General features: G+C 35.8%; 18 protein-coding genes, 2 tRNA genes and 3 rRNA genes. 19 read left to right on the top strand and 4 right to left on the bottom strand.

The features are described from left to right. Nucleotides 1-2: 2 nt before the first annotated feature. From CGEO_RS08960 to CGEO_RS08920, 9 genes are all read left to right on the top strand, one after another. Nucleotides 3-2,822 (top strand): formate dehydrogenase subunit alpha, encoded by a 2,820-nt coding sequence (locus CGEO_RS08960; protein WP_172658134.1) that lies wholly within the window; start codon nucleotides 3-5, stop codon nucleotides 2,820-2,822. Between the two features lie 9 nt (nucleotides 2,823-2,831). Continuing rightward, nucleotides 2,832-3,434: a formate dehydrogenase FDH3 subunit beta gene (gene fdh3B / locus CGEO_RS08955; protein WP_075493124.1), complete on the top strand. Its 603-nt coding sequence runs from the start codon at nucleotides 2,832-2,834 to the stop codon at nucleotides 3,432-3,434. Between the two features lie 84 nt (nucleotides 3,435-3,518). Continuing rightward, nucleotides 3,519-4,469, top strand: coding sequence for a formate dehydrogenase subunit gamma (locus CGEO_RS08950; RefSeq protein ID WP_075540046.1), 951 nt, complete (start codon nucleotides 3,519-3,521; stop codon nucleotides 4,467-4,469). 11 nt (nucleotides 4,470-4,480) lie between these two features. Continuing rightward, entirely contained in the window at nucleotides 4,481-5,263 is a 783-nt protein-coding gene (fdhD, locus tag CGEO_RS08945; RefSeq protein ID WP_075531155.1) for a formate dehydrogenase accessory sulfurtransferase FdhD, read from the top strand. Then, nucleotides 5,260-5,988 (top strand): winged helix-turn-helix domain-containing protein, encoded by a 729-nt coding sequence (locus CGEO_RS08940; protein ID WP_075531154.1) that lies wholly within the window; start codon nucleotides 5,260-5,262, stop codon nucleotides 5,986-5,988. The genes fdhD and CGEO_RS08940 overlap by 4 nt, the downstream gene beginning before the upstream one ends. Further along, the gene (locus tag CGEO_RS08935) at nucleotides 5,988-6,179 is read left to right on the top strand and encodes a sodium-dependent tyrosine transporter (protein ID WP_075493128.1); all 192 of its coding nucleotides are present in this window, start codon (nucleotides 5,988-5,990) and stop codon (nucleotides 6,177-6,179) included. Before CGEO_RS08940 ends, CGEO_RS08935 begins: the two co-directional genes overlap by 1 nt. 61 nt (nucleotides 6,180-6,240) lie before the next feature. Continuing rightward, a complete protein-coding gene (yedF, locus tag CGEO_RS08930; RefSeq protein ID WP_075493129.1) occupies nucleotides 6,241-6,837 on the top strand; it encodes a sulfurtransferase-like selenium metabolism protein YedF in 597 nt (198 codons plus the stop codon). Next, the gene (gene selD / locus CGEO_RS08925; protein ID WP_082258967.1) at nucleotides 6,834-7,856 is read left to right on the top strand and encodes a selenide, water dikinase SelD; all 1,023 of its coding nucleotides are present in this window, start codon (nucleotides 6,834-6,836) and stop codon (nucleotides 7,854-7,856) included. Before yedF ends, selD begins: the two co-directional genes overlap by 4 nt. 165 nt (nucleotides 7,857-8,021) lie before the next feature. Beyond that, complete coding sequence (locus CGEO_RS08920) at nucleotides 8,022-8,651, top strand: NAD(P)H-dependent oxidoreductase (protein ID WP_075493130.1); 630 nt, start codon at nucleotides 8,022-8,024, stop codon at nucleotides 8,649-8,651. 92 nt (nucleotides 8,652-8,743) lie between these two features. Here CGEO_RS08920 and CGEO_RS08915 read toward each other — a convergent pair whose 3' ends face one another. After that, nucleotides 8,744-8,995: a helix-turn-helix domain-containing protein gene (locus CGEO_RS08915; protein WP_075493131.1), complete on the bottom strand. Its 252-nt coding sequence runs from the start codon at nucleotides 8,993-8,995 to the stop codon at nucleotides 8,744-8,746. A gap of 91 nt (nucleotides 8,996-9,086) precedes the next feature. On the opposite strand from CGEO_RS08915, the gene CGEO_RS08910 reads away from it, so the two are divergent. The 5 genes from CGEO_RS08910 to CGEO_RS08890 all read left to right on the top strand — a co-directional run bounded on the left by CGEO_RS08910 (nucleotide 9,087) and on the right by CGEO_RS08890 (nucleotide 12,705). Beyond that, on the top strand, nucleotides 9,087-9,665 hold the full coding sequence (locus CGEO_RS08910) for a TerD family protein (protein ID WP_075540047.1): 579 nt from the start codon (nucleotides 9,087-9,089) through the stop codon (nucleotides 9,663-9,665). A gap of 9 nt (nucleotides 9,666-9,674) precedes the next feature. Continuing rightward, complete coding sequence (locus CGEO_RS08905) at nucleotides 9,675-10,277, top strand: TerD family protein (protein WP_075493133.1); 603 nt, start codon at nucleotides 9,675-9,677, stop codon at nucleotides 10,275-10,277. 8 nt (nucleotides 10,278-10,285) lie between these two features. Further along, nucleotides 10,286-10,642, top strand: a complete 357-nt coding sequence (locus CGEO_RS08900) for a stress protein, tellurium resistance protein TerZ (protein ID WP_075531153.1) — start codon at nucleotides 10,286-10,288, stop codon at nucleotides 10,640-10,642. A 9-nt stretch (nucleotides 10,643-10,651) separates the two neighbouring features. Further along, nucleotides 10,652-11,656 (top strand): TerC/Alx family metal homeostasis membrane protein, encoded by a 1,005-nt coding sequence (locus CGEO_RS08895; protein ID WP_075493135.1) that lies wholly within the window; start codon nucleotides 10,652-10,654, stop codon nucleotides 11,654-11,656. 83 nt (nucleotides 11,657-11,739) lie between these two features. Then, nucleotides 11,740-12,705, top strand: a complete 966-nt coding sequence (locus tag CGEO_RS08890; protein WP_075540048.1) for a DUF3137 domain-containing protein — start codon at nucleotides 11,740-11,742, stop codon at nucleotides 12,703-12,705. Between the two features lie 939 nt (nucleotides 12,706-13,644). Here CGEO_RS08890 and CGEO_RS08885 read toward each other — a convergent pair. The 3 genes from CGEO_RS08885 to CGEO_RS08875 form a co-directional block, all read right to left on the bottom strand. Then, nucleotides 13,645-14,511, bottom strand: a complete 867-nt coding sequence (locus CGEO_RS08885) for a transporter substrate-binding domain-containing protein (RefSeq protein ID WP_082255607.1) — start codon at nucleotides 14,509-14,511, stop codon at nucleotides 13,645-13,647. Nucleotides 14,512-14,825: 314 nt separating this feature from the next. Then, entirely contained in the window at nucleotides 14,826-15,383 is a 558-nt protein-coding gene (locus tag CGEO_RS08880; protein WP_075493137.1) for a Fe-S-containing hydro-lyase, read from the bottom strand. A gap of 10 nt (nucleotides 15,384-15,393) precedes the next feature. Continuing rightward, complete coding sequence (locus tag CGEO_RS08875) at nucleotides 15,394-16,239, bottom strand: fumarate hydratase (protein ID WP_075540049.1); 846 nt, start codon at nucleotides 16,237-16,239, stop codon at nucleotides 15,394-15,396. Between the two features lie 2,893 nt (nucleotides 16,240-19,132). Here CGEO_RS08875 and CGEO_RS08870 point away from each other — a divergent pair. From CGEO_RS08870 to rrf, 5 genes are all read left to right on the top strand, one after another. Next, a 16S ribosomal RNA gene (locus tag CGEO_RS08870) occupies nucleotides 19,133-20,648 on the top strand. A 228-nt stretch (nucleotides 20,649-20,876) separates the two neighbouring features. Further along, nucleotides 20,877-20,953 (top strand) — tRNA-Ile (locus CGEO_RS08865). 402 nt (nucleotides 20,954-21,355) lie between these two features. Next, nucleotides 21,356-21,431 (top strand) — tRNA-Ala (locus CGEO_RS08860). A gap of 648 nt (nucleotides 21,432-22,079) precedes the next feature. After that, nucleotides 22,080-24,991 (top strand): 23S ribosomal RNA (locus tag CGEO_RS08855). 271 nt (nucleotides 24,992-25,262) lie between these two features. After that, nucleotides 25,263-25,381, top strand: a 5S ribosomal RNA gene (gene rrf / locus CGEO_RS08850). Together the 16S, 23S and 5S rRNA genes with 2 tRNA genes alongside form the textbook arrangement of a ribosomal RNA operon. Nucleotides 25,382-25,459 lie beyond the last annotated feature (78 nt).

Below are 25,459 nucleotides of genomic sequence, written 5' to 3'. Positions count from 1 at the left end.
ATATGTCACAAGTTGATAGAGAAATGCTTAGCTCAAAAATCGGTCGTAGATCGTTTTTGAAAATGGCTGCTCTTTCAAGTGCGGTTGGTGCTAGCGGTTTGATTGCTAGTGCTAATGTCACAAGAGAAGCAACCAGCCAAGAACTGTCAAACCCATATCCAAACTCAAAAAAAGTTAAAACAGTTTGCACTGCCTGTTCAGTAGGTTGTGGAATTATAGCAGAGGTTGAAAATGGCGTTTGGGTTAGACAAGAGGTCGCTCAAGATCATCCGATTAGTTTAGGAGGTCATTGTTGTAAAGGTAGCGATATGGTAGATATGGTTAGATCTGCTGTTCGTTTAAAATACCCAATGGTAAAAGAAAATGGCGAGTGGAAAAGAATTAGTTATAACGAAGCTCTTGATAGAATCGCCGAGCAACTAAACAAATACCAAAAAGAAAACCCAGAGCAAGTTATGTTCTTAGGCTCAGCAAAAATGAGTAATGAGCAGTGCTATTATATCCGTAAATTCGGAGCATTTTTTGGAACAAACAACGTAGATCATCAAGCTAGAATTTGACATAGTGCAACAGTCGCCGGTGTGGCGAATACATGGGGTTATGGCGCTATGACAAACCATCTTGGGGATATGCAAAATTCAAAAGCGATTATAATTTTTGGAGCAAATCCAGCAGTAAACCACCCAGTAGGTTTCTCTCACTTTTTAAAAGCGAAAGAAAATGGTTCAAAGCTGATTGTAATTGATCCACGTTATACACATACTGCAGCTAAGGCTGATTATTTTGCTCAAATTCGTCCAGGAACAGATATCGCATTTATGTATGGTATGTTAAATATCATCTTTGCAAATGGTTGGGAAGATAAAGAGTATATCAGCGATAGAGTTTATGATATGGAAAGTATCAAAGAAGAGGCTAGTAAATGGACTCCTGAAATAGTTGAAGATGTAACTGGAGTTAAAAAAGAGATTTTAGAAGAGATTACTAAAATTTATGCACACAACCGTCCAGGAACGCTTATATGGGCTATGGGACTTACTCAACACAGCATTGGTACATCAAATACTCGCCTTGCGCCGATTTTGCAGCTTAGCTTAGGAAACGTAGGCGTAGCGGGTGGTGGATGTAATATCTTAAGAGGGCATGATAACGTTCAAGGCGCAACTGATATGGGTTGTGTTAGTGATAACTTGCCAGGATATTATGATATAAATGAGACTTCATGGAAATACTACTGCTCGCAATGGGGAGTGGATTATGAGTGGATGGTATCTCGATTTTTCTCTAAAGAGTGGATGCATAAAAAGGGCTTTACTCTTTCTCGTTGGTGGGCAGGAGTTTTAAATGGCAAAGATGGAAATGACAAAATTCACAACGCTGGAACTAGCTTAAAAGCTTTATTTGTTTTAGGAAATGGTATAACTTCAACCGCTCAACAAGTAAAAGTAAAAGAAGGGCTTGATAACTTAGAACTTTTAGTTATCACAGATCCATTTGTAAACGAAGCAGCAGTTATAACAGATAAAAAAGATAACATCTTTATCCTTCCAGCAGCTACTCAGTTTGAAACTTCAGGCACAGTTGTAGCTACAAACCGCTCAGCTCAATGGAGATATAAAGTCGTTGAGCCGTTGTTTGAGAGTATGACAGATGAGAAAATTTTGTTTGAATTAGCAAAAAGAATGGGCTTTTATGATAAATTTATAAAGGCGATGGGCGATGGAAAAGGAAATTTCCAGTGGCCAGAAGATGCTACAAGAGAAATAGCAAAAATCATCAAAAGTATCGGCATGACAGGCTGGACTCCAGAGAGGATTAAAAAACATACTGATAATTGGGATAAATTTGACCAAATTACTCTAATGGGAATGGGCGAGTGTGAGGGCGAATACTACGGACTTCCATGGCCTTGTTGGACAGAAAATCACCCAGGAAGCCCAAATTTATATGATATAAGCAAGCCGGTTATGCAAGGCGGAATGGGTTTTAGAAACAGATTTGGACTAGAGCATAATGGCGTAAACCAACTTGCAAGCAAGGGTTCGGCTCCGGTTGATTCAGCGGTTGATGGCGGATATCCGCAAATTACTAAAGCAAATATCGAAGAGGTTTTAGGAATCACTCTAAGCGAAAATGAAAAAGCTAGAATGGGCGCTAGTTGGTCAACAGATGCAAGTGATATAATAGCTAAAAAATGTATGGAAAAAGGCATAGCTCCGTATGGAAACGCAAGAGCAAGAGCAAGAGTTTGGACATTTGCTGATCAAATCCCACTTCATAGAGAGCCACTTCACACAACAAGACAGGATTTAGCGCATCAGTATCCAAGCTTTGAAGATAAGAGTGATCATTTTAGAGTAGATACTAAGTATAAATCAGTTCAGTTAGCAAAAGATTACAGCAAAGAGTTCCCTATAAATTTAGTAACTGGTCGTTTGGTAAATTTAAACGGAGCTGGTATGGAAAATAGAGCTTCAAAATATCTAACTCGCCTAACTCCAGAGATGTTTTGTGATATCAACCCAGAGTTGGCTAAAAAATATAGCATTAAAAACAACGATATGATTTGGGTTTATTCACCTGAGGGAACTAAAATCAAAGTTAAAGCTAGATATTCACACTCTGTAAGTAAAGATATGGTCTTCTTACCGTTCCATTTTACGGGCATAATGCAAGGAGTTGATATGAGTAAAAACTATCCAGAGGGAACTAAACCATACGCTTATGGCGAGAGTGCAAATACAGTAACAAACTATGGATATGATATCGTAACTCAAATTCCAGAGACAAAAGGCGGTGTATGCCGCATAGAAAAAGCGTAAGGAGTAAAAATGTCATCAGTAAGAATGAAATTTCTATGTGATTTGGATAGATGTATAGATTGTGATGGCTGTTCTGTAGCTTGTGACAGCGGGCATGAACTTGCGCTTGATGTTAGAAGAAGAAGGGTTATAACGCTAAATGAGGGCATTCCTGGCAAGGAGTTTTCAACATCTATGGCGTGTATGCACTGCACAGACGCTCCTTGTGCGCAAGTTTGTCCGGTGAACTGCTTTTATATAAGAGAAGATGCGATTGTGCTTCACGATAAAAATACTTGCATTGGTTGTGGATACTGCTTGTATGCATGCCCGTTTGGTGCACCACAATTCCCACGAGGCGGCATTTTTAGCACAAAAGGTGCTATGGATAAATGTACGATGTGTGCTGGCGGACCAGAGGAGACAAACAGCAAAGAAGAGTTTCATATCTACGGTCAAAACCGCATAGCAGAGGGTAAAGTTCCACTTTGTGCTGCTATGTGTGCTACAAAGGCTCTTTTAGTCGGCGAAAGCACAGAAGTTGATAGAATTTATAGAGATAGAGTTGTTGCGCGAAAATACAGTAGAGGTGCTTCACAGACTCCTTCTACATATCCTGGTAATGCTTGGTAGTAACGACATAGCCAAATTTAGCAGGGATGTTTTAAAGTTTCCGTGCTATAATTTGGCAAATATTAATATTAAAAAGGATATGAAATGAGAAAAATTTTGTTTTTCATAACCCTTGCAACTGGCTTATTTGCCGACAATAAAGAATTTATTGATCAAATTCAAGGCGATAGCTCTGTGTGGGGAGAGGGAAGATTTATAAATATACCAACTTATTATGATAATGGATTTGCTAAATTTTTTGTAGATTGGCAAGGAAATGGCTACTTTGCTATGCTTGCTGCGGTTGCGATTTTAGCTGTGATTGTAGCTTTTGCTGGGCATTATGCGATAGTTGGTCCAAAACATTTTTCGCACAGTCATGGCAAAATTTACGCATTTAACGTCATAGAAAGACTTGTACATCTAATAGCTGCAGTTGCGTGGGTAGTGCTTGTGCCAACTGGTGTTATCATGATGTTTGGGGAAGAATTTGGCGGTGGATTTTTTGTAAGACTTTGTAAGAATTTACATGGGTTAGCGACTATTTTATTTGCTATATCTTTGATACCTATGTTTGCATTTTGGTTTGTTAGAATGCTTCCAGCGACATATGATTTAAAATGGATGTTTATGGTCGGCGGCTATCTTTCAAAAAACAAAAAACCAATCCCAGCTGGCAAATTTAACGCAGGTCAAAAAGCGTGGTTTTGGGTAGCGACTGTTGGTGGGTTTTTTATGATAGTAACTGGCGCTTTGATGTATTTTTTAGACTATCCAGCTCCGGTTATAAATGAAACATTAGGACTTAGCCAAATAGATGTTTTAAGACTATCTGCCATAGTTCATAACATTCTTGGCGCGGCGTGTGCTGTGTTTTTACTAGTTCATATTTATATGGCTGTCTTTGCGATAAAAGGTTCAATCCACGCGATTATAACGGGATATAAAGAGGAAGAAGAGGTTTACATACTTCATCATTATTGGTATCAAGAGCTTCTTAAAAAAGGTGAAATCAAACCATCTGTGTTTGAGCAAAAGTATACAAATTTAAAATAAAAGGGTTAAAAATGGAGCCGATTTTTTCTACACAAATCACTAAGATAAAAGGCGATGATAGCTTTTCTTGTGATGATACTTTGGTGCGTGAGATAAAGCTTGAAATTTTAGTTAATGGAGAAAAAGTTGGCGCTGTTATGGCAACTCCAGTTGATCAAAAAGCTTTGGCTGTTGGATACTTGATGAGCGAAGATATAATCGCCGATGTTAAAGATATCGAAAATATCGAAGTGATTGATGATGGTATGAAAATTGATATCAAAGCTAAGATAAATGAAAAAAGTTTAAATAGGCTAAATGCTGAGGGTGTTGTTATAAGCGGTTGTGGTAGAAGCAACACAGCAAATATCGATCCAAACGCCATTTCAGCAAAAGTTATAAATAATCCCATTAAATTTAAAAGAGATACCATCTCATCAAATATGGCGACATTTTACACTCAATGTGAGCTTTATGAAAAGACAGGTTGCGTTCACACTGCTAAACTTTATGTAAATGATAATGAGTTTTTTATCGGCGAAGATATAGCTCAACACAACACTATCGATAAGGCTATCGGCAAGGCGCGTTTGGCTGGAGCGGATTTAAGCAAAACTTTTTTGATGGTAAGTGGCAGACTTAGTTCAGAAATGGTTGCAAAAGCTGTTATGCATCAAATTCCAGTTCTTGTTTCAAGAACCGCTCCAACCTGCCTTGGCGTGATGATAGCTAGGAAGTTTAACCTAACGCTTTGTGGTTTTGCAAGAGGAGAGAATATGAATGTTTATAGCGGAGCTGAGAGAATAGAGATATGAACGATGAGGTTATAAAGCTTATAAAAGAGCTTTTAAACAGCGAAGGCAAGCTTGATTGTGGGACTGCTTTTAAAATTTCAGCTAAAACTGGCGTGGATATAGCAGAAGTTGGAAAAATAGCTCAAGAGATTGGTGTTAGGATTGATACTTGCGAACTTGGGCAGTTTGGTAAATTTAAAAGCGAAGTTGCAAACGGCGATGCGAAAGTTTTTAGCGCGCTAAAACCACTTATAGATGAGAAAAAGAGAGTATTTTGCAAAGATGCCAGAGAAGCGGCAAAAGGCGTCGGGCTAAAGAGCGTTCGCGCTACGCTAAAAGAGCATAAAATAGATGTAAAATACTGTGAATTAGGCTGTTTTAAAGAGAAAAAAGGCAAAAAAATGGTAATCAAAACTAAAACTTGGATAGAAAATGGTAGCGGTGAGTTGCTTTTTGGTAAGGGAAAAACTGAAGTTTTAGATGTGATTTCTCAAACTGGAAGTATAAAAGCTGCGTCTGAGGTTTTGGAAATGAACTATAAAAAATGCTGGACGCACCTTAAAATTTTACAAACAAATTTAAACGAAGAGCTTTTTGAAACTACACAAGGCGGCGGGAAAAACGCTGGAACAGTACTAAAACCACGAGCATATGAGCTAATGAACGCATATAAACAGCTTGAAAAAGATATAGAAGAGTTTGCAAACAAACGCTTTAAAGAGTTATTTTTAAAAAAGGATAAATAATGTATATAAAACTAAACGATAGAGTATATTTAAACAAAGATAGAATCACAAGAATCAAAGTTGATGATGTACAAGATGGTATAAGAATTCGCTTTTACGAAGGCGCAAATCAAGTAGCAAAAAGTGGTAAATTTCCAACTATAGAAGAAGCACAAAAATGGGTTGATGAAAATTTTTGCAGTCAAATTTAACTAAATTTAGCTATAATTTTTCAGCTTCAAGGTTTGAAGATACTAAAATATAAGGAAAAATATGCAAATCGATTGCAGAAATTTGGCTTGTCCAGAGCCAGTTATAAAAACAAAAAATGCTTTGAATTCTCTTAAAATCGGACAAACTCTTGAGATTTTAGTCAATGACATTGCTCCTAAAGAAAACATAAAAAGATTTCTTTCAAAAAACTCGCTTAGCTATGAACTTAGCCAAAATAATGATGAAACAACGATAAAAACAGTTAAAACAAACGAACTTAAAAACACATCCACAGATGAGTACGCTTGCGAAGTCGCAAATTTAGACAAGCAAAAAGTTATCTATCTTAACGAAGAGAGTGCTGGAAGTGGGGCTGTTGGAAAAGGTTTACTTTCTAAATTCTTGCTTGCAATGCTGAATTTAGAAACAAAACCAAAAGCGGTAATTTGCGTAAACAGTGCTGTTTTTATGACTACTGATAGAGCGCACGTTAGCTACCAAGCTTTAAAAAATTTAGAGGCAAATGGAGTTGAAATTTATAGTTGTGGGAGTTGTTTGGAAGCTTATAAAGTGGTTGATAAGCTAAGTGTTGGAAATATCACAAACGCCTATGAAATCATGGAAATGCTAAGCTCTTATGAGGTTATAAAACTGTGAATTATAGAAATTTTAACCTAACTAAATTTGTAAAAGCCGCTGGTTGAGCTGCTAAAATTGACCCGGCGGGTCTAAACAAAAGCATTGGCAACTTGATAGATAAAAGCTCAAATTTACTTAGCTCTACTGACTCAAACGAAGATGCAAGCGTGTTTAAGATAAGTGATGATTTGGCACTTGTACAAACGCTTGATTTTATAACACCGGTTGTTGATGACCCTTTTGTCTTTGGGCAAATCGCGGCTGCAAACTCACTAAGTGATATTTTTGCTATGGGAGCAAAGCCCTTAAATGCGTTAAATATCGTTGGTTTTGACTCTTGCCATTTTAGCGATGAAATTTTAGCTGAAATTTTAGCTGGTGGTAAAAGCAAGATTAGCGAGTGTGGCGCACAGCTTGTGGGAGGGCATAGTATCCAAACGCCTGAGATGTATTATGGGCTAAGTGTAACTGGAGTTGTAAATCCGACTAAATTTTGGGCGAATAATACAGCTAAAGTTGGCGACTTGCTAATCCTAACAAAACCCCTTGGCACCGGTATTTTAAGCACGGCTATAAAGGCTGATTTTCTAAGCTTAGATGAGGTTAAAGAAGCTGCTTTTTATATGAGTCAGCTTAATTTTTATGCACTTAGCGCACTTTGTGATGTACAAGTTCACGCTTGTACTGATATAACGGGTTTTGGGTTTTTAGGGCATAGTTTAGAGATGATTCGAGATGATATAAGTTTTGAGATTCAAACTATGAGTTTGCCTATTATAAAAAGTGTTCAAAAATGCCTAGATATGGGGTTAATCCCGGCTGGAAGCTATAGAAATCAAGAGTTTATAAAACCAAATTTAAACACTTTGCCAGATATTTTACTCTGCGATGCTCAAACAAGTGGCGGACTTTTAGTTGCCATTAGCGAAAAAGAGGTAAATTTAGCTCTAAAAAGACTAAAAGAAGCAGGGTATGAAAGTGCAGCCATCGTAGGAAAAGTATGCCAAAGAAAAGAGCATAAAATTTATCTTTCATAGCTTGAGTTTTAGCAAGCAGATATAAATGCCTTTAAAATGGTATTTTGTGAAAATTGTTTTTAAATTTAAAAGATAATTTTTAGAGTATTTATAATTTATGTATAAATTTAAACTTATAAAACATGATAAAATTTAGAATAATTATATAAATTTAAAGGAGATAAAATGACTTTTAAAGAGAGTTTGAACTTTAGACACGCGTGCAAGGTTTTTGATGAAAACAGAAAAATCAGCGAGGCAGAATTTGCTCAAATCCTTGAAGCAGGGCGACTTTCGCCATCATCTTTGGGTTTAGAGCATTGGGATTTTTGGCTAGTTCAAAACCCAAAAATGCGAGAAAAAATACAAAAAGCTTGCTGGAACCAAGTGCAAATCCCAACTTGTTCGCACCTGCTTGTGATCTTTGCTAAAATTTCTGATTTTAAAAGTGGTGGCGAGTATGTCAGACAGATGGTTGAGAGAAGATTTGACAAAAACTCAGCTCAACACGATGCTTATATCGCTAAGATAGAGGATTTTTTAGTTCATAATGTTGGGCAAAGCGATTTAGAAATTTTTGCATGGAGCAAGGCTCAATGCTTCTTGTGTGCTCAAAATATGATGAGTATGGCGGCTGTTTTGGGTATCGATACATGTCCGATTGAAGGCTATGTAGAAAGCGAGCTAAATAAAGCGCTTGAGCTTGATACCAGCAAAAAACGAGTTGCGATGCTGCTCCCTTTTGGCTACAGAGTAAATGAGCCAAAACCAAAAGTTAGGCGAAACCTAGATGAGTTTTTGACTGTTTTTGAGTAAAATATAAAATTTTAATTATTAAATTTTATAAAATAATTGCCAAAACGTAAAAGGCGGCATTTTGGTTAGCCTTTTACGTTTAATAATCAAATTTAATATACAATCTTTGATATATCAACATCTAAAAGCTTAGATATCTTATAAATATGCTCCAAATTAAAATGCTTTCCATATCTACAATTTTCACAATTTGAATAAAAAGCCACAGATTTTATACCCATAGCTAATGCTAAATCAAGTTGAGAAATTTTGTTCTCTTCTCTTAAATTTCGAACATTTTCTGAAACTTTTTTATAAAACATTTCTATTTCATCTGTTTCTATATATAAATTTTCGTTAAACATAATTTTATCCTATAGAATAAGTTTTGTTTAAACAATAATTAGTTAAAATAATTTTATCTATATCCTATAGGATAAAATTAAAGGAGAAAAAATGGGTGTAAATTTATCTAAAGGCGGAAGAATCTCGCTAAATAAAGAGGCTCCAGGCTTAAAGAAAGTGTTGATTGGATTAGGTTGGGATACAAACACCAGCGATACTGGAGTTGAGTTTGACCTTGATGCTTCAGTGTTTTTGTTAAATGAACAAAATAAAGTTCAATCAGATAGAGATTTTGTTTTTTATAACAATCTAACAAGCTCTGATGGTTCAGTAAACCACACTGGCGATAATAGAACCGGCGAGGGAGATGGTGATGATGAGAGCATAAAAGTTGATTTAAATAAAATTTCATCTTATATCAAAGATATATCGATTGTGGTTACGATACACGACGCGGTTGCAAGGCGTCAAAATTTTGGTATGGTAAGAAATGCTTTTATAAGATTAGTAAATGATAAAACCGGAAAAGAGATAGCAAGGTTTGATTTAGAAGAGGATTTTTCTACTGAGACTGCATTGCTTTTTGGGAGATTGTATTTTAAAGATAATGAGTGGAAATTTAATGCAGTTGGGACAGGATATAAAGAAGGATTAGAGGGATTTTGCAAATTATATGGTCTTAGCATATAAGGCAAAAAAATGGCGGTAAATTTAATAAAAGGTCAAAAAATATCATTAAAAAAAGATGATGGTTCAAATTTGGTTAATTTTTGTGTTGGAGCAAACTGGGGTGCTATAAGCGAAAAGGGCTTTTTTAGAGATAAAGTTGTTCCGGTAGATTTGGATTTAAGTTTAGCGCTTTTTGATACAAACAAGCGACTTTGCGACATCGTATATTTTGGTAAAAAATCAGCACCAGGAATTTTTCACAGCGGAGATGACTTAACTGGTGATGTAGATGGGGATGATGGGCTTGATAATGAGGTTATAAGTATTGATTTAAATAGAGTCGAAACTAAGGTTGAGCAGATATTTTTCGTGCTTAACTCATATAATCAAGTTGAATTTAACAAAATACCATTTGCAAGTATAAGATTATACGAAGGCACTCCAACTCGCGTTTCTAAAGTATTTGCGACATATAATGTTGCAAATGATCATACATTTGCTTATAAGGTTTCTATGATTTTAGGCAAACTTTATAAAAGAAATAATGAGTGGAAATTCTCGGCTATCGGTGAACCAACTAGTGATAGGAAATTAGAAGATTTAATAACAATTTCTGTAATGAAATTTTTATAGGCTTGCTAATGAAAAAAGTAGTAATTTTCATGGGGTTTGTTATTTTTGCGAGTGCAAACCCCAGCTATGAAATACCACCGAGTGATACAACAACAGCTTATGTTGAAGTTATTAGTGATGAACTTATGCAAGAGTGTATTAAAATTTATAACGAAGCTAAATGGTTAGAGCAGGATTTAAATAGCGAATTCGTAAATCAGTACTCATCTTATGAGGTAGATAAATACAATCAAAAAGTAAGAAAATATTCGCAGATGATAGAGTGGTTTAACCTTAATTGTGCTAACAAACAGTCAAAATCGGCTTGTAAAGCAGCTAATAAGCTAAATGAAAAAAATGGTTTGCCATTGCAAAATTGTAATTAAGGAGGTTGGATGGAGCATTTAGGATTTCCAGTAGAAACTATCATCGTTTTTATTGTTTTTGTTTTAGTTGCGTTTTGCATAGATTTTATGGCGCATAAAAAAGATGATGTGATATCTTTAAAAAGCGCTGTGATTTGGTCTGTATTTTGGGTAGTGATTTCTGTGTTATTTGGTCTTTATATATATTATCATCACGGAAGCGAAATGGCAAGTTTGTTTTTTGCTGGCTATGCGCTAGAAAAGGCGTTATCGGTTGATAATTTGTTTGTGATGATGGCAATATTTTCATGGTTTAAAATACCTGAAATTTATAGGCATAGAGTTTTGTATTTTGGTATTTTAGGAGCTATAATTTTTAGGCTCATTTTTGTAGCGATTGGTTCATCTTTATTGATGTTAAGTTCGTGGGTTGAGATTGTATTTGCTTTTGTTGTTGCATATACTGCAATTATGATGTTAAAAGGCACAGATGATGGCGATGAAATTGAAGATTACTCGCAACATCTTGCTTATCGCTTAGTTTATAAATACTTTCCAGTTTTTCCTCGCTTTGTAGGGCATAGTTTTTTTATTAGTCGTAATCAAGCAAAAAAAGAGATTCAAAAAGATAAAAGTATTAAATTTATAAGCAAAAAGGGATTATTTATAGCAACTCCATTGTTTTTATGCCTTTGTGTTGTAGAAGTTAGCGATGTAATGTTTGCTTTTGATAGTGTTCCTGCGATAATTGCAGTTTCAAGAGAGCCTTTGATTATATACTCTGCTATGATTTTTGCTATACTGGGTCTTAGAACGCTGTATTTTGTGCTTGAGGCGTTAAAAAGGTATTTGATTTATCTTGAAAAAGCGGTGATTGTATTGTTGTTTTTTATAGCGTTTAAGCTTTTGGTAAATGGAATAAATCATATATTTAATTTAGGATTTGAAATATCGGCTAATTTGAGTTTGATTATAATTTTAACGATACTAGCAGTTGGAATAATAGCTAGCTATCTATTTCCGGAAAAAAATTAATTAATTTGCAAAATTTAATTATTTAGTAGTTTTTAATAAGATAAGTTTGTCTAAATTTAGCAAATTTATCTTAAAATACCGCTATGAAAACATCTTCACTACAAGAGCTTGAAAAGAGCCGAAAACTTATCATAAAAAGGCTAGTGCTTCACATTATCGTGGGTTTTGCGATTTGTTATTTGCTGATAAATTTGAGTTATGACTGGCTTGATAGCGAGAAGCTTTTTGTTTATAAAGAGGTGGTTGGGGCGTATTTTATAGCGGTTTATCTGCTTTTATCTGGCTTTTTGAAGTATTCTTTGGCAATTTTTAAAGATGAAGAGAGGGAATTTAGACAAGCTTATAAAGATATCGTCTTTGTTCCGTTTTTTAAAAAGCTAAATTTAAAATACAAAAAATACTACCACGTTCACGCGATAGATATCCTAAATAGTGGGCTTTTTAGCAAGTTGTTTGATACTCAAGATGGCAATGACTATGTTTATGGCAATGTTGGCGAGGTGCGATTTAGCTTTAGCGATGTGTTTTTATACGACATAAAATATAGCCTTTTTAAAGATATAATGTTTGGTTATCTCTTTTCTAGAAAGCGAAAAAAGACCTTTGCTGGGCTGGTTTTCGTGGCGGAATTTAACAAAGTGGTAAATTCAACGACTAAAATTCAGTCAAAAAACTTCATCAAAAAAGAAAGTCTTAAAAAAATAGTGATGGATAATGCCGAATTTAACGATATCTTCAATGTTTTTACCGACGATGAGATAAATGCTAACTACATACTCTCGCCAAAATTTATGCAAAATTTAATCCAGCTTAATGGGTTTGTTAAATTTGGCATTAGAATGAGTTTTAATAGACAAAAAATTTACATAGTCTTAAACCATGGTAAGGATAGTTTTGAGCCAAGTCTTTTTAGGCAAGTGATAAAAGATAGCGTTACAAAGGGGATAAAAAAGGAGATTTTATCTGTGGTTGGTATCATAAAAACGCTTGATTTAAACAACAAAATTTGGCTTGAAAACAGCGCGTGGGCTGATGAGTTTTATAGGTAGATTTTTGACTGCGAATTTCTAGCTCGAGTTGGTTTTAGGTTCGCTATTTATGACCACGCCGCAACTTAGAAAAATTAATTTGGTTTTTTTAAAGCCCGTTTTAATCTTATCACTTTTTTAATTTGCTTTATTTTGATTTAAAATTTTGTTTTGGCATGCGTTTTGCTTAAGCGATGTATGTAGCAGTTGTCGCTACTAGAAAGTTTTCTAGCCTTTTTTAAGCACCCAATCTGCTAACTCTAGTGTATAACTTTTATGCTATAAAAATGAGTAGTTAAATATATGCTAAAATGCAAGTGCGATTGCTAGTACAGCTCCTGCGAAATCGCATTTAGTCAATAAGCTACTTACTTTTTGCCTTGCATATTTTATATTTAAATAGCATTAAAAGCCCTTTTTAGCGAGTTTTAAAATGTTTAAAAAGGAAATCGTCTAAAAAAGTTTGATTTCTAAAAAATTATATCGAAATCCCATGCTATCGATATCTAAGGCAAATTTTTATCAGTTTGATTTCTAAATTCTTTATACAAAATCAAAATAAAATTTTATATTATGCTAAATTTATACTTTTTTAACGTAGCAAAACCATCTTTTACACTTTAAATTTGTCCATACGCAAAGCTTATATTCTTAAGCTTTTTTCGTTATGAACGTGCGAATGAAGTAAAATTAACTTTTTTAGTGCTTTTTAAAAATATTTTTATAAATTTTAATTAAAGCAAATCGCCTATTTATCGAGATTATTAAAGTAATTTTAAAAGTTATTTTGAGATTGCAAATTTAAACTATTTATCTAAATTTAAAAGGATTTCTAGCTACTCGAGCGAAAATTTTAATAAATTTAATATCTAAAATCTTTTAAAATGAGTGTTAAATTCATCAAAATTTAAAATAAATTTGCTTAAAAAGTGGCTCGCAAAGCGCAAGCCACGATAAATTTTAGCCAAACATGCTGTATAAATCATCTAGTAAGAAGTATTTTTTCTCCGCTGCACCTTTGTAAAATGGTTCAAAAGTTTCGTTATATGCTTTTTTGAAAAAGCCGTTTTTGCTAAGTTTGATTAAAGCCGCATCGATTGCGCTGCGCAAACTATCATTGCCTTTTGAAACGCCAACGCCGATAAAAGTTAGCTCTCCAAGTTGTCTTAAAGGAACTTCCATACTACTATCCATGATAGGATACGCAAGCACGGCGATGTTATCACCAGCGCAAACTCCAGCAGTTCCGTCCTTAACCGCTTTATAGCAATCCTTAAACCAGTTTACATAGACAAAATCTTTGCTATCAAAGCCTTTTTTCTCTAAAAGAGACTCTGCGACTGTGTTTTTTTGTAAAGCGATTTTTTTGCCTCTAAAATCATTAATTGATTTTATATTATCGCTTTTTTTGCTTAAGATTCCAGTTGCGACGGTTAGATATGGCATGGAGAAATCAACAACATGTTTTGCTTCTTCTGTTACTGGAAATAGCGCTATTGTGGCGTCTACTTTGTTTTCTTGTAAGAATGTTGTTCTTTGTGGGAATTTTGTTGGGACAAATTGAATTTTGCCGTTGCTGTTTTGAAAAATTTCATTTGCTAACGCTTTTGCTAGTTCGATTTCAAAACCTCTGAAATTTCCATCTTCAACCTTGCTAAATGGCAAGTAGCTCTCAAGCACGCCAACTCTTAAAACGCCATTTTGTCTGATTGTGTCTAAATCGTTTGCACTAGCGGTTTGAAAACAGCATGCAAAGGCGATAAATAGCCAAAATTTTGAGAAAAATTTGGCAACTTTGTTAAAAAAGATTCTGATAAAACTTTCCATCTTTAACTTCCTTTTGTGAAATATTTTTAATTTGGTTTTATATTATACAACTTATGCGATAAATTTAAGAGATAATTGTGTGATTTTTTAAATTTATTTTTATAAATAAATATATAAATTTAATATAAAAAAATAAATTTATAGTTAGAAAAAAGCTTTAAAGCCGATATGTAAATTATAAGCGATTTTATATATTATTTAAATTTAAAATAAAGATTTAATCTATTTTTTAAATTCTATTCTTGAAAATTTATCGCAAAAATAATATATAAATGATAATTTATGTGGCAGAAAATTTCTACCACATAAATTTATTAGATTTTTTTAAATGGAGCTTGTCCAACTTCGTAGAAGTTATTTCCCTCGCAGTCAATCGCAACAATCGCAGGAAAATCAACAACCGTAAGTTTTGCCACAGCCTCAGGACCAAGCTCAGGGTATGCTAAGACTTCGTATTTTTTGATACTTTGGCTAATAAGCGCTCCAGCGCCACCGATAGCGACCATATAAACCGCACAGTGCTTTTTCATCGCATCAACGACTTCTTGACTTCTGTAGCCCTTGCCGACCATTCCGCTAATGCCAAGCTCTATCATAGTTGGAGTGTATTTATCCATACGTCCACTTGTTGTAGGGCCTGCTGCGCCTATGGCGTCGCCTGGTTTAGCTGGAGTTGGACCTACATAATAAATAATTTGATTTGTAAAATCCAAAGGAAGTTTTTCACCTTTAGCTAAAGTTTCGGTTAAAATTTTATGAGCCGCATCTCTAGCTGCGATGATTGTGCCGCTGATTAGCACGTTATCGCCTGCTTTTAAGGTTTTTACAACTGATTTATCAAATGGTGCTGTTATTTTTTTAACTTCTGACATAATTTATCCTTTAGAGTATGACATCTGCGTGTCTAGCTGCATGACAGTTGATATTTATAGCCACTGGAAGACCTGCTATGTGGGTTGGAAACCACTCGACATTTACCTTAACAGCGGTGCTTATACCGCCAAGTCCTTGTGGGCCAACGCCAGTTGAATTTGCTAACTCAAGAAGCTCTTCTTCAAGTTTTGCATATCGTGGATCTACGTTTTTGCTATCTGCTGAGCGTGCGGCTGCGATTTTGGCAAGAAGGGCTACTTTATCCATTGTGCCACCTATGCCAACACCGATAACCATCGGAGGACAGGCATTTGGACCAGCGTATTTAACAGCTTCTAAAAATACTTTTTTAACGCCTTCAAGCCCATCGGCTGGAACAAGCATTTTAAGTATGCTTTTGTTTTCGCTACCAAAGCCTTTTGGAGCGATTTTGATTTTAAGCTTATCGCCTGGAACTATGCGTGTGTTGATAATCGCTGGAGTGTTGTTTCCAGTGTTTTTTCGCTCAAAAATCGGATCATTTACAACCGATTTTCTAAGATAACTTTCAGTATAGCCTTTAGCTACACCCTCATTTATCGCATCTTCTATGTATCCGCCTTCAATGCGAGCATCTTGACCAACATCTAAGAAAACAACCGCCATTCCGGTATCTTGACATATAGCCATTTGCCTTGTTTCTGCGATTTGTGCGTTTTCTAAAAGCTTACCTATGATATCTTTTCCAAGCGGTGAAACTTCATTTTCTCTAGCTTTTTTAAAAGCTGCTTTCATGTCCGGAGTGACGATACAACAGGCTGTTTTACAGAGCTTTGCGACTTCTTCTACGATTTGAGAGTATTGTATAACTTTCATATCTTTCCTTTCGTATAATGTAATAAACTTAACATGATATTATACCATAATAAAATTAAATTTTTAACTTTTAATTTTAAGAAATATTTTATAATCTGACTCATTTTTACAGAGCAAATTTTATCATTTTTGTATTAAATTATAATCTAATTTAGTTTTGAATATATTTTTTAAAGGTATTTTTATATTTGTGATTTTTATGGAATTTTAACGCTAATAATTGATTAAATTTAGTTAAAGTTTGGATTCTTAAGTTTGAGTTTTTAGTTTTTGGGCGAATTTATAGATATATTTGTATTTAAATTTTAGATTTGTGATAGAATTAAGATGGCTTTTGTTTAAATAAAAGATTTTAATATAAATGTCAAGCTTTTTTTATTTGAAATTTTATAATATTTTTTTATTAGTTAAGCTTATATTTTATAGCATTGAATATCAAGAAATATTTCAAACTTACTGTTTTATATACTGATTCTAGCGATTCTTTTAATACTTTTTAATTATAATTAATTCTAATATATTTTAAGTTTTTTTAACAGTGAATGGTTGATTTGGTCGATTTAAAAATACTAAATTTTGCAAGCTTACTATATAGTATTTTTGGGGAGTATCTTACAAGTATTTTATTGTTAAATTTATCTTTATTATTCGCTTGCGTTAAATTTGACATTATAACCGCTTTAAATTTTTACATTATCATATATTTTTATAATTTTGTTTGTAACTTAAACAATTTCCTTTTTTACTACATTTTAAATTTATGCTTTTTATATATAAATTTATCAGGCTGTTTAATTTTTCATTGTTTCATGACTTTATATCTTTACTATAGCTCTTTAGTTTACTTAAGTTTTTTCATTTTTTATAATTTTATAATTTTATAATTTTTCCAAAAACTTTTTTCCAAATTTTTATTATAAATATCTCTTGACTATCATCATTCTAAAGCCATTTTCTACTCAACCCCATTCTTTCTCTATCTTTTTGTTTTTGCTGTTTGTCTTAACATTTTTATTTTCTCAACTCTAAATTCAATATTTGCTTCACTTTCCTCACTTTTGCTCTGTATGTACTTACACAGCTTTTATGCCATAATTTTGCTGGTAGGCTTTCACCGCTCACTCCACCTCTGTATTTTACTTACACAACTATGGCAATTAAACATCTTCTATTTTCTTCTATTTTCCACCCACTAATTCTAAATTCAATATTTGCTTCACTTTCCTCACTCTTGCTCTGTATGTACTTACACAGCTTTTATGCCATAATTTTGCTGGTAGGCTTTCACCGCTCACTCCACCTCTGTATTTTACTTACACAACTATGGCAATTAAACATCTTCTATTTTCTTCTATTTTCCCACCTCTAACTCTAAATTTTCTCTTATCCTATCCTATTTCTTGCATATATTTTTTACTATTTTTTTAATCAAACATCTTTCTATCTTCTTTATATTTCAACCTATAGCTAAATTTAAATACAATATTTACTTTACTTCATACACTCTTATCCTACATCTTTTCACCACTTAACCTTAAAAAAAACTCTAAATCCAAATTTTTTTATTTCTAATACTCTTTGTTATAAATTCTATATTTATTTCCACCTCTCTAACCCATAAACTCATACTTTATCTAACTCTTATCTTTATTATGCAATGACTATAAATTCCCAACCTATAACTCTAAATACAATATTTACTTTACTTCCTACACTCTTACCCTACATCTTTTACCTTCCCTCAAAAAAAACTCTAAATCCAAATTCTTTTATTTACTATACTCTTTATTATAAATTTGATATTTATTTCGACATTTCTAGCTCACAAACCCATACTTTACTCCTTAACCATAAATCCCAAATTCTTCTATTTTCTTCACCCCTTAACCCCAATTCCACCTCTTTATCTTTTTTACAATAGTTTTAAACTTTAACCATAAACCCAACTTCTTATCTTTCTACATAATAACCCTAACTCTTTATCTTATTCACTCTCAACTTAAACTCTCTATCTTTTCCATTTTGCTTCCATCTCTACATCATACATCAGCTTTTTTACCTTCTTTTACTTTTTCCACTTAATATCCTCTAAATCTTTCTGCACTCTTTCCTACCCCTTAATATTCATTTCCACCTTACTAGCCACAACCCCATACTTCACTTCTAACCCCATACTCCACCTCTTTATCTTTTTACAATAACCACAAACTTTAACTCTAACTCTAACTCTAACTCTAACTCCTTATCTTTTTTGTTCCTAACTCTAACTCCAAACCTTAACCCTAATCCTACCTCTTTATCTTTTTACGCAATAACTTCAACCCCTAACCCTAACTTTCCTTACATTACTATTGCTTTTATCATCTCATCATATATTTTTACCATATTTTATTTTTTTTCACTTTTTCACTATTTTTTTATTGTAATTAAGCTAGTTTTAAGTGTTGCTTTTATATACTTTCATTTCCGCTTCAAAGAAAGCCAAGATTTTAAAACTCTTAACTTTCTTATCTCATCTATGTAGATGAAGCTTTTTACATTAAATCTAATAAGATTAATGTTACTAAGATTATAAAGATAAAGAAGCATGTTTTTTAAATTATAATTGTTAAACTATAAATTTTAAAGTCAATCTTTGAAATCTAAACAAGTGATCGATTGAGCCACTTTTTAATTTTATTAAAAAGAAAAACAATTAAAACTAATAAAGTTTTTATGATTAAAAACTTCATAATTAAATCCAAATTTAGGTTATAGCAGTATATGCTTTTTAAGTAAAATACTCAATAACTTTAATTTGGTCATTTGCTAAATTTACACCAACACTTTGTGTTGGTGTGCTTTAGTATTTGTTACTTTAGCACAGACTTTGTTTGTGCGCTAAAAGTAAATTAATATGGAGAGTTTGATCCTGGCTCAGAGTGAACGCTGGCGGCGTGCCTAATACATGCAAGTCGAACGGAGAATTAAGAGAGCTTGCTCTTTTAATTCTTAGTGGCGCACGGGTGAGTAATATATAGCTAACCTGCCCCTTAGAAGAGAACAACAGTTAGAAATGACTGCTAATACTCTATACTCCAACTAAACATATGTTTGGTTGGGAAAGTCTTTTCGCTAAGGGATGGGGCTATATTGTATCAGTTTGTTGGTGAGGTAATGGCTCACCAAGACTATGACGCATAACTGGTCTGAGAGGATGATCAGTCACACTGGAACTGAGACACGGTCCAGACTCCTACGGGAGGCAGCAGTAAGGAATATTGCGCAATGGGCGAAAGCCTGACGCAGCAACGCCGCGTGGAGGATGACACTTTTCGGAGCGTAAACTCCTTTTGTTGGGGAAGAATAATGACGGTACCCAACGAATAAGCACCGGCTAACTCCGTGCCAGCAGCCGCGGTAATACGGGGGGTGCAAGCGTTACTCGGAATCACTGGGCGTAAAGGGCGCGTAGGCGGATGAATAAGTCTTTTGTGAAATCTAACAGCTTAACTGTTAAACTGCTTAGGAAACTATTTATCTAGAGTAAGGGAGAGGCAGATGGAACTGGTGGTGTAGGGGTAAAATCCGTAGAGATCACCAAGAATACCTATTGCGAAAGCGATCTGCTAGAACTTAACTGACGCTGAGGCGCGAAAGCGTGGGGAGCAAACAGGATTAGATACCCTGGTAGTCCACGCCCTAAACGATGTATACTAGTTGTTGCTTTGCTAGTCAAGGCAGTAATGCACCTAACGGATTAAGTATACCGCCTGGGGAGTACGGTCGCAAGATTAAAACTCAAAGGAATAGACGGGGACCCGCACAAGCGGTGGAGCATGTGGTTTAATTCGAAGATACGCGAAGAACCTTACCCGGACTTGATATCCAACAAATTCTTTAGAGATAGAGAAGTGCTAGCTTGCTAGAATGTTGAGACAGGTGCTGCACGGCTGTCGTCAGCTCGTGTCGTGAGATGTTGGGTTAAGTCCCGCAACGAGCGCAACCCACGTGTTTAGTTGCTAACAGTTCGGCTGAGCACTCTAAACAGACTGCCTACGCAAGTAGGAGGAAGGTGTGGACGACGTCAAGTCATCATGGCCCTTATGTCCGGGGCGACACACGTGCTACAATGGCATATACAATGAGAAGCAATATCGCGAGATGGAGCAAATCTATAAAATATGTCTCAGTTCGGATTGGAGTCTGCAACTCGACTCCATGAAGCCGGAATCGCTAGTAATCGTAGATCAGCCATGCTACGGTGAATACGTTCCCGGGTCTTGTACTCACCGCCCGTCACACCATGGGAGTTGATTTCACTCGAAGTCGGAATGCTAAACTAGCTACCGCCCACAGTGGAATCAGCGACTGGGGTGAAGTCGTAACAAGGTAACCGTAGGAGAACCTGCGGTTGGATCACCTCCTTTCTAGAGTACATATGTATATTTCTCACAAGATATACATTAAGAAAGAACGACACTACTAAATCAAATAGTAAAAACAAAGATAGCGATTATTTATCTTTGAAAACTATTTGTGGTAAGAACTAGTTAGATAGTTATTGTACTAACTAGTTCTTAAGAGCTTAACACTCTTAGTAGTTTCTCTCAATCGCACTTGTTTAGTTTTGAAAGATTGACGCCCAGATATGTTAAGGGCCTATAGCTCAGCTGGTTAGAGTGCACCCCTGATAAGGGTGAGGTCATAAGTTCAAGTCTTATTAGGCCCACCACAAACCAAAGATTTTATAATCTATGTTGAGTAGTAGATAAAAAGAAATTAATAATAGAATAGAAGTTTATTTAAGTCTTTTAAATTTAATTGATTAAGTCTAAGAATTTGGAAGAATTTTATAAATATTTTTGCAAACTATTTTTTCGCTAAACAAGGAACACGAGCAAAAACAAATGAGCAAACTTATGTTTGTGACTGCAGTTTGAAGCAAAGTGTAACAAAGTTTAGTAGAAAAAAGAGAAAGCAAAAATGGGGAATTAGCTCAGCTGGGAGAGCGCCTGCTTTGCACAAGAAAAAGCAAACTTCTTTGCTTTTTAGGATTTGTCGTTGTGAGTGTAACGAACCGACAAAGACACTGCGTGTATAAAGGATAAGTCTTAGCATAGGTAAAGATAGAATTGGGGAATTAGCTCAGCTGGGAGAGCGCCTGCTTTGCACGCAGGAGGTCAGCGGTTCGATCCCGCTATTCTCCACCACCACGTATTATAGAAGTATTAAGTATATAGTTTAACATAATCTAAAAGATTAAAAATCTAATTAGAGAGTTTATCTAAATTTAAAGCTAACTTTAAATTTATTAAGATACAATTCGAACTTTCTAATTAGACTTTTAAGTCTAATGTTATTTAACTTATCATTGTTAATAGTCACAAACAAGTTTTAATAAAATAAAACAATTTTACAGGATCTTGTTAAAGGTTGTAATAATATAACTTTGTAAATTTTATCTCAAACAAATCTGTTATCCCAATAACTACTAAGAGATAAAAGAAGTTTAACCATCACAAAAGATTTAGTCTTAAACTTACTAAATGCTTTGGTTAATGCTTTCCGTCTTGGGTTATAGATTATAACTATATTAAATTACATCAAGTAATTTATCTTTAACAAGGAAGTGATGCAAATTAGAATATGAAACATATTTAAAAATAAATTATTACTCTGCAAATTTACTATCTTCTAAATCTATATTTAAAAGATAGCTTGTGGTTAGACTATACATTAGTTTATCATTTATGAAAAAACTTTAGTTTTAAATAAATGTTTATACTTTAGGTAGGTCAAGGGAGTGTTTACACTCCTTGCCGCAAGGACTAGCTTTGCTAGTCTGTGGAGTAAAGAAAAGGTAAGCTACTAAGAGCGAATGGTGGATGCCTTGGTTGGTAGAGGCGATGAAGGACGTACTAGACTGCGATAAGCTACGGGGAGCCGTCAAGAGGCTTTGATCCGTAGATTTCCGAATGGGGCAACCCAATTAACAGCAATGTTAATTACCTATATGGAGCGAACGTGGGGAATTGAAACATCTTAGTACCCACAGGAAGAGAAATCAATTGAGATTACGCAAGTAGCGGCGAGCGAACGCGTAAAAGGGCAAACCACTAGTTTACTAGTGGGGTTGTAGGACTGCAATATGTATAAAAACATGATAGTAGAATAATCTGGAAAGATTAAGGATACAGGGTGATACTCCCGTATACGAAATCATCTTTTTAACTAGCAGTATCCTGAGTAGGGCGAGACACGTGAAATCTTGTCTGAAGCTGGGTCGACCACGATCCAACCCTAAATACTACTACCAAACCGATAGTGCACAAGTACCGTGAGGGAAAGGTGAAAAGAACTGAGGTGATCAGAGTGAAATAGAACCTGAAACCATTTGCTTACAATCATTCAGAGCACGATTCTTTATGACGTGTGATGGACTGCCTTTTGCATAATGAGCCTGCGAGTTGTGGTGTCTGGCAAGGTTAAGGAAACCCGGAGCCGTAGCGAAAGCGAGTCTTAATAGGGCGACAAGTCAGATGCTGCAGACCCGAAACGAAGTGATCTATCCATGAGCAGGTTGAAACCGGTGTAAGAGCCGGCGGAGGACCGAACCCGCTGACGTTGAAAAGTCTTGGGATGACTTGTGGATAGGGGTGAAAGGCCAATCAAACTTCGTGATAGCTGGTTCTCTCCGAAATATATTGAGGTATAGCGTTATGTAGTAACTATGGGGGTAGAGCACTGAATGGGCTAGGGCATATACCAATGTACCAAACCCTATCAAACTCCGAATACCCATAGCGTAATCATAGCAGTCAGGCGGCGAGTGATAAAATCCGTCGTCGAGAGGGGAACAACCCAGACTACCGACTAAGGTCCCTAAATCTTATTTAAGTGGAAAACGATGTGAAGTTACTGAAACAACCAGGAGGTTGGCTTAGAAGCAGCCATCCTTTAAAGATAGCGTAATAGCTCACTGGTCTAGTGATTTTGCGCGGAAAATATAACGGGGCTAAAATAAGTACCGAAGTCGTAGACTTGACACATTAGTGTCAAGTGGTAGGAGAGCGTTCTATTCAGCATTGAAGGTGTACCGGTAAGGAGCGCTGGAGCGGATAGAAGTGAGCATGCAGGCATGAGTAGCGATAATTGGGGTGAGAATCCCCAACGCCGAAAACCCAAGGTTTCCTACGCGATGCTCGTCATCGTAGGGTTAGTCGGGTCCTAAGCAAAGTCCGAAAGGGGTATGCGATGGAAAATTGGTTAATATTCCAATACCAATTATTATGTGCGATGGAAGGACGCTTAAAGTTAATGGAGCTAACTGATGGAATAGTTAGTCGAAGGAAGTAGATTGAGTTGTAGGCAAATCCGTAACTCTTTATTCGAGATCTGACAGGCAAACAACGCTCTTCGGAGCTGCGTTTGAATCCATGATACTATCGAGCCAAGAAAAGTTTCTAAGTTTAGTAATAATTGCCCGTACCGTAAACCGACACAGGTGGGTGGGATGAGTATTCTAAGGCGCGTGGAAGAACCCTCTTTAAGGAACTCTGCAAAATAACACCGTATCTTCGGTATAAGGTGTGCCTCTTTTGGTGAAATCCCTGCGGATCTAGCTAGAAAGGTTACAACAAAGAGTCCCTCCCGACTGTTTACCAAAAACACAGCACTCTGCTAACTCGTAAGAGGATGTATAGGGTGTGACGCCTGCCCGGTGCTCGAAGGTTAATTGATGGGGTCAGCAGCAATGCGAAGCTCTTGATCGAAGCCCGAGTAAACGGCGGCCGTAACTATAACGGTCCTAAGGTAGCGAAATTCCTTGTCGATTAAATATCGACCTGCATGAATGGCGTAACGAGATGGGAGCTGTCTCAAAGAGGGATCCAGTGAAATTGTAGTGGAGGTGAAAATTCCTCCTACCCGCGGCAAGACGGAAAGACCCCGTGGACCTTTACTATAGCTTGACACTGCTACTTGGATAAAGATGTGCAGGATAGGTGGGAGGCTTTGATTATATGACGCCAGTTATATATGAGCCATTGTTGAGATACCACTCTTCTTTATTCGGGTAGCTAACTAGCCTAAGTATATCCTTAGGTAGGACAATGTCTGGTGGGTAGTTTGACTGGGGCGGTCGCCTCCCAAAATGTAACGGAGGCTTACAAAGGTTGGCTCAAAACGGTTGGAAATCGTTTGCAGAGTATAAAGGTATAAGCCAGCTTAACTGCAAGACATACAAGTCGAGCAGAGACGAAAGTCGGTCTTAGTGATCCGGTGGTTCTGTGTGGAAGGGCCATCGCTCAAAGGATAAAAGGTACCCCGGGGATAACAGGCTGATCTTCCCCAAGAGCTCACATCGACGGGAAGGTTTGGCACCTCGATGTCGGCTCATCGCATCCTGGGGCTGGAGCAGGTCCCAAGGGTATGGCTGTTCGCCATTTAAAGCGGTACGCGAGCTGGGTTCAGAACGTCGTGAGACAGTTCGGTCCCTATCTGCCGTGGGCGTAAGAAGATTGAGGAGAGTTGACCCTAGTACGAGAGGACCGGGTCGAACCAACCACTGGTGTACCAGTTGTCCTGCCAAGGGCACCGCTGGGTAGCTAAGTTGGGATGTGATAAGAGCTGAAAGCATCTAAGCTCGAAGCCAACTCCAAGATGAATCTTCTTTTAAGTTCTCTAGTAGACTACTAGTTTGATAGGCTGGGTGTGTAATGGATGAGAGTCCTTTAGCTGACCAGTACTAATAGAACGTTTGCTTATCTTTTTTAAGCATCACTTCCTTGTTAAGGATAAAACTTGCTTTGTCTTTTTTCTACTATGCGGCGTTAGATTACGCTTCACACTTCGGTTACGAACTTTAAGTTCGCTCCCTTGTGTTTGCTTATCTGCCTTGCCTAGCGAAAAAATACTTCGCAATTTATTAATAAAAACAAGAGATAAAATTGTTTTTATTAAAACTTAGACTATTAACTAAGATAGAACACATTACAGTGTTTAATAAGAGAATTGAGAGAAAAGTTCTTTTATTTAACACTGTCCGTGACTATACAGATGAGGAAACGCCTTGTACCATCTCGAACCAAGAAGCTAAGCTCATCGTGGCTGATGATACTCTCTCTTACTGGGATGTTGGGAAAGTAGGTCGTTGCGGACTTTGTTAATCTTTTTATACAAATAATTAAATCAAAAAAGTAAAATATGACAATGTTAATAATAAAAATATTAGTAAATC

Source organism: Campylobacter geochelonis (assembly GCF_013201685.1).
GTDB lineage: Bacteria > Campylobacterota > Campylobacteria > Campylobacterales > Campylobacteraceae > Campylobacter_B > Campylobacter_B geochelonis.
This window is presented reverse-complemented; position numbering and strand designations above follow the sequence as displayed.

Coding starts and splice junctions, on each gene's coding strand:
- fdh3B (WP_075493124.1), top strand. CDS start 2,832: ATGTCATCAGTAAGAATGAAATTTCTATGTGATTTGGATAGATGTATA.
- CGEO_RS08950 (WP_075540046.1), top strand. CDS start 3,519: ATGAGAAAAATTTTGTTTTTCATAACCCTTGCAACTGGCTTATTTGCC.
- fdhD (WP_075531155.1), top strand. CDS start 4,481: ATGGAGCCGATTTTTTCTACACAAATCACTAAGATAAAAGGCGATGAT.
- CGEO_RS08940 (WP_075531154.1), top strand. CDS start 5,260: ATGAACGATGAGGTTATAAAGCTTATAAAAGAGCTTTTAAACAGCGAA.
- CGEO_RS08935 (WP_075493128.1), top strand. CDS start 5,988: ATGTATATAAAACTAAACGATAGAGTATATTTAAACAAAGATAGAATC.
- yedF (WP_075493129.1), top strand. CDS start 6,241: ATGCAAATCGATTGCAGAAATTTGGCTTGTCCAGAGCCAGTTATAAAA.
- CGEO_RS08920 (WP_075493130.1), top strand. CDS start 8,022: ATGACTTTTAAAGAGAGTTTGAACTTTAGACACGCGTGCAAGGTTTTT.
- CGEO_RS08915 (WP_075493131.1), bottom strand. CDS start 8,995: ATGTTTAACGAAAATTTATATATAGAAACAGATGAAATAGAAATGTTT.
- CGEO_RS08910 (WP_075540047.1), top strand. CDS start 9,087: ATGGGTGTAAATTTATCTAAAGGCGGAAGAATCTCGCTAAATAAAGAG.
- CGEO_RS08905 (WP_075493133.1), top strand. CDS start 9,675: ATGGCGGTAAATTTAATAAAAGGTCAAAAAATATCATTAAAAAAAGAT.
- CGEO_RS08900 (WP_075531153.1), top strand. CDS start 10,286: ATGAAAAAAGTAGTAATTTTCATGGGGTTTGTTATTTTTGCGAGTGCA.
- CGEO_RS08895 (WP_075493135.1), top strand. CDS start 10,652: ATGGAGCATTTAGGATTTCCAGTAGAAACTATCATCGTTTTTATTGTT.
- CGEO_RS08890 (WP_075540048.1), top strand. CDS start 11,740: ATGAAAACATCTTCACTACAAGAGCTTGAAAAGAGCCGAAAACTTATC.
- CGEO_RS08885 (WP_082255607.1), bottom strand. CDS start 14,511: ATGGAAAGTTTTATCAGAATCTTTTTTAACAAAGTTGCCAAATTTTTC.
- CGEO_RS08880 (WP_075493137.1), bottom strand. CDS start 15,383: ATGTCAGAAGTTAAAAAAATAACAGCACCATTTGATAAATCAGTTGTA.
- CGEO_RS08875 (WP_075540049.1), bottom strand. CDS start 16,239: ATGAAAGTTATACAATACTCTCAAATCGTAGAAGAAGTCGCAAAGCTC.